The sequence below is a fragment of the Mesorhizobium sp. genome (assembly GCF_024509055.1).
In the GTDB taxonomy this organism is placed as follows: domain Bacteria; phylum Pseudomonadota; class Alphaproteobacteria; order Rhizobiales; family Rhizobiaceae; genus Mesorhizobium.
In genome coordinates this window covers 1-4,491 of record NZ_JANINM010000119.1, presented here as the reverse complement: position 1 = coordinate 4,491, position 4,491 = coordinate 1, and the positions used below count along the sequence as shown (strand labels likewise).

Here is a 4,491-nt window from a genome sequence, read left to right as displayed (position 1 = left end):
GAGCGCAACGTCGCCATGGTGTTCCAGAACCTGGCGCTGTTCCCGCATATGAGCGCGCGCGACAATGTCCGCTTCCCGCTGGTCGAGCGAAAGGTCGCCGAGGCCGAGATCGAGAAGCGGCTGGCCGACGTCGCGCAAAAACTTCACATCGGCCATATCCTGCACAAGCCGCCGGCGCAGCTTTCCGGCGGCGAGCGGCAGCGCGTGGCGATCGCGCGCGCCCTGGTGCGCGACCCGGCCGCCTATCTGATGGACGATCCGATCTCTGCGCTCGATGCCAGGCTGCGCGAGGAAACGCGCGTCGAGCTGAAGCGCATCCAGCGCGAGCTCGGCAAGACGCTGATCTATGTGACGCATGACCAGGAAGAAGCAATGTCGGTCGCCGACCGGATGGCGATCCTCGACAACGGCCGCATCAGGCAGATCGGCGCGCCGGCCGAGATCTACGATCGTCCGGCAAGCGCCTATGTCGCGCGCATGCTCGGCTCGCCGATGATGAACATCCTGCCGTCGGTGCGTGGCGAGGGCGGGATAGAGGCGGCGGAAGGGACAATCCGCATCGCCGATGCCAAGGCGCCGGCCGAGGCGATCGAGATCGGGCTACGGCCCGAGGACATCAAGGTCCGGCCCTGGTCGGAAAATGAAACGGCGGAAGCGGGCTCGGGCCGCCCGGCGCGAGTGTTCGAGGTCGAGCCGCTCGGCGGTTACACCGTGGTGACGCTCGCTGCCGGGCAGGCGCGGCTCAGGGCATTGCTGCGTGGGCAGCCTGATATCAGGCCGGACGCGATGGTGGCGATATCCTGCGAGCCGGCCAGAGTGCATTATTTCGGCCAGGATGGAGGCGCGTTGTGACCGTGGCCGCAAGGACAGAATTTCGGGAGGAAAAGATGGCAAGCAAAGGCTTCGAGCCGGACGTCAAGGTTCGCACGAAGGAGTACAAGATCGGCTGCGTCGGCGCCGGCATGATCATGGCCGAGTGTCATCTGGCGGCTTATAAGGAGGCAGGCTTTCCGGTGGTGGCGATCGCCTCGCGCACCAAGGCGAACGCTCAGAAGGTCGCCACACGCTGGGGCATTCCGACTGTTCATGACACGCCGGAACAGCTGATCGAGGATGCAGGCGTCGAGATCATCGACCTCGCCTTTCCGCCGGACCAGCAGCCGGCGCTGATCCGTCATGCGTTGAAGCAGAAGCACATCAAGGCGATCCTGGCGCAGAAGCCGCTGGCCCTGACTGTGCAAGAGGCGGTCGAGCTGCGCGACGAGGCGTCGAAGGCCGGCAAGATCCTCTCGGTCAACCAGAACATGCGCTACGACCAGTCGATGCGCGTGCTGAAACAGATCATCGACAATGGCGAACTCGGCGATATCGTCTTCGCGCAGATCGACATGCATGCGATCCCACACTGGCAGACCTTCCTCGAAGATTACGACCGGCTGACGCTCGCCAATATGAGCGTGCACCATCTCGACGTGCTGCGCTTCCTGTTCGGCGATCCGGACGAGATCACGACGCTGACGCGCAAGGATCCGCGCACGCGCTTCGATCATACCGACGGCATCACGGTGTCCACGCTGCGCTTCCCGTCGGGCGTGCTCGCGGTATCGCTCGAGGACGTTTGGTCCGGCCCGCGCCAGGCAAACTACAAGGACGACCAGCACATCAGCTGGCGGGTCGACGGCACCAAGGGCGTCGCCAAGGGCACGATCGGCTGGCCGACGGGCACGGCTTCGACGCTGACCTACGCTTCGGCCGAGACGACCGGCGGCGAGTGGGTAACCCCGAGCTGGGAAACGATGTGGTTCCCACAGGCCTTCATCGGCGTCATGGAACAGCTGCAGCACGCTGTGAAGACCGGTACGCCGCCGGCCCTCTCGGTAGCCGACAACGTCAAGACCATGGCGCTGGTCGAGGCGGGCTACCGCTCGATGGCTGCCGGTCGCACGGTCAAGCTCTCCGAAATCCCGACAAACTGAATCAACTGAATCGCTTACAAGGAGGAATTCACATCATGATGCAGGCAGGCATTTTCACGGGCTATTTCCCGTACGGCCTCGAAGAGACCGCGAAGAAGATCCGCGCGCTCGATTTCAACACGGTGCAGCTCGACCTGCACTTCAAGGACATCGATCTTTCGGCCGGGCAGATCACCAAGGACAAGGCGAAGAAGGTGCGCGACACCTTTCGCGACCACAACCTGCCGATCTGCTGCGTGTCGGGCTACACGAACATCATCCATCCGGACAAGGCCGAGCGCGAGAAGCGCGTCGGCTACCTCAAGGAGATCATCCGCAATGCGCGCGATTTCGGCTCGCCTTACGTGATCTCGGAGACCGGCACCTACAACACCGAGTCCGACTGGGTGCATCACCCGAAGAACAAGACCGAGGAAGGCTTCGAAGAGTGCCGCAAGGTGATCGCCGACCTTGCCCAGACTGCTTACGACCACGGCGCGGTCTTCCTGCTCGAGACCTATGTCAACAACGTCGTCGGCTCGGTCGAGGAGACGGTAAAGATGTTCGCGCAGGTCGATCATCCCGGCCTCGGCCTGCTGATGGACCCGACCAACTATTTCGAGACCCATAACATCGACCGGATGGACCAGATCCTCAACCAGGTCTTCGACACGCTGACCGATAAGATCAAGATCGCGCATGCCAAGGACGTGAAGCGCTCGGGCGACGACAAGTCCGAGAAGCACGCCGATATCGGCGACTCCGACGCGATGGAAAGCCACACCTTCCGCGGCGTCGGCGAGATCGAACTGCCGGCGCCGGGCCTCGGGTCGCTCAACTACGACCTCTACCTCAAGCGCCTCGCCGAGAAGCATCCGAACATTCCGATGATCATCGAGCATCTTTCGGAGGACGACGTGCCGCGCGCCAAGAAATTCCTGGACGGGAAGCTTCGCGCCAACGGCCTGTAGGACTGGCGAAGGAGACAGCGCCAAGTGAGTGAAGCAGTCGCACCATGGTAGAACTCTACGGCAAGACGCTATCGCGCCGGCAGGTCGCCGAGCGTTCGGGCATGCTGTCGCAGTTCGCCGGGGTGCGGCTGATGACGCTTGGTGACGGGGTGGAACGCGGCATACGTATGCTCGAGTTCCGCACCGGCTCGGGCCTGCGCTTCACGGCGCTCGTCGACCGGGCGCTCGACATTGCCGACTGCGAGTACAAGGGCCAGGCGATCGGCTGGCATTCGCCGAGCGGTTTTCGTCATCCGGGGCTGCATGACTATGAGGGTGAGGACGGCTTTGCCTGGGGGCGGTCCTTCTCCGGCCTGCTCGTTACCTGCGGCCTCGACCATATTCTCGGCCGTGACGAGGTGCCGGCCGAGAACTACAATTATCCGGGCCGCAAAAAGGTGGTGCATTCGCTGCATGGGCGCATCGGCACCATCCCGGCCCGACTGACTGGGTACGGGGAGAACTGGGACGGCGACCGCTGCGTCTTGTGGGCGGAGGGCATCGTCCAGCAGGCCACTGTGTTCGGCGAGGACCTACATCTCATCCGCAGGATCGAGGCCGATGTCGGCGGCAACGAAATCCGGCTTTCCGACCGGGTCGTCAATCACGGCTTCCACCGGACGCCGCATATGTATTTCTACCACGTCAATGTCGGCCATCCTTTGCTCGACGAAGGTTCGCGTTACCTGGCACCGATCCGCGATGTGGTGTGGGCCGCGCATGCCGGCGAGCGTTACAAGGCGCAGAGAGTCGGCTATCGCAGCGTGCCGGAGCCGCAACTCGGGTTCAGCGAGCAGGTCTGGCAGCACGAGCTTGGGGACGACCAAAACGGCGAAGTGCCGGTGGCCGTCGTCAACGACCGCCTCGGCCTCGGCTTCGAGGTCGTCACCCGCAAGGACCAGTTGCCTTGCTGCTATGAGTGGCAGAATTTCCAGGCGGGCCAGTATGCGCTCGGCATCGAGCCTTCGACACATCATGTGCTGGGCAATCTCGCGGCGCGCGAGCGCGGCGAGATGATCTGGCTGGAGCATGGCGAAGCCCGCGCTTATGACGCGGTATTCCGCGTCCTCGACGGCGTCGATGCGATCGTGAAAGCAGAAGGCAGGATCGCGGCCATCGCCCGCCAACCGGAGCAGGATTATCCCAGCCCGTCCGGCAACTTTCCAAAACTGGCGGGTAGGGGATGAGGATGACAATTATCCAAAGCGCGCCCTCCGGCCGGCGGACCGGAATGCCAGCGGCGCGTGAATGTTGGAGGTCGGTGTGACGGCAGCGAAGAAGCGCGACTACAGCCTCGTCGGCGAAAGCACGCGGCAGGCAATCGAAACCGGGCTCGCCTCAGCCGAATGGTACCATACCGACGTGGCCCGCAAGACCATGAAGGAGCTTATGCAGCGATCGGACGGGCCGGCCATCCGCGACACCATCATCTGGATCGTCGCGATCCTGGGCTCCGCGGCTGGCATCGTCTGGTTCTGGGGCAGCTGGTGGGTCGTGCCGTTCCTGTTCGTCTACGGCGTGCTCTA

The 4,491-nt window shown here is 63.5% G+C and carries 4 protein-coding genes and 1 pseudogene; all 5 read left to right on the top strand.

Annotated features, from left to right (window positions below; genetic code table 11):
• A partial coding sequence (locus tag Q0L57_RS06735) for an ABC transporter ATP-binding protein (protein ID WP_296739847.1) occupies positions 1-852 on the top strand: 852 nt, incomplete at its 5' end.
• A 35-nt stretch (positions 853-887) separates the two neighbouring features.
• Positions 888-1,976 (top strand): Gfo/Idh/MocA family oxidoreductase, encoded by a 1,089-nt coding sequence (locus Q0L57_RS06730; RefSeq protein WP_296739845.1) that lies wholly within the window; start codon positions 888-890, stop codon positions 1,974-1,976.
• Positions 1,977-2,011: 35 nt separating this feature from the next.
• Positions 2,012-2,926 (top strand): sugar phosphate isomerase/epimerase, encoded by a 915-nt coding sequence (locus Q0L57_RS06725; RefSeq protein WP_296739842.1) that lies wholly within the window; start codon positions 2,012-2,014, stop codon positions 2,924-2,926.
• Positions 2,927-2,970: 44 nt separating this feature from the next.
• Positions 2,971-4,152 carry an aldose 1-epimerase family protein gene (locus Q0L57_RS06720; RefSeq protein ID WP_296739839.1) on the top strand — a complete coding sequence of 394 codons (1,182 nt, stop codon included), beginning with the start codon at positions 2,971-2,973 and terminating at the stop codon, positions 4,150-4,152.
• 61 nt (positions 4,153-4,213) lie between these two features.
• Positions 4,214-4,491: pseudogene (locus Q0L57_RS06715) on the top strand (fatty acid desaturase); the annotation flags it as partial.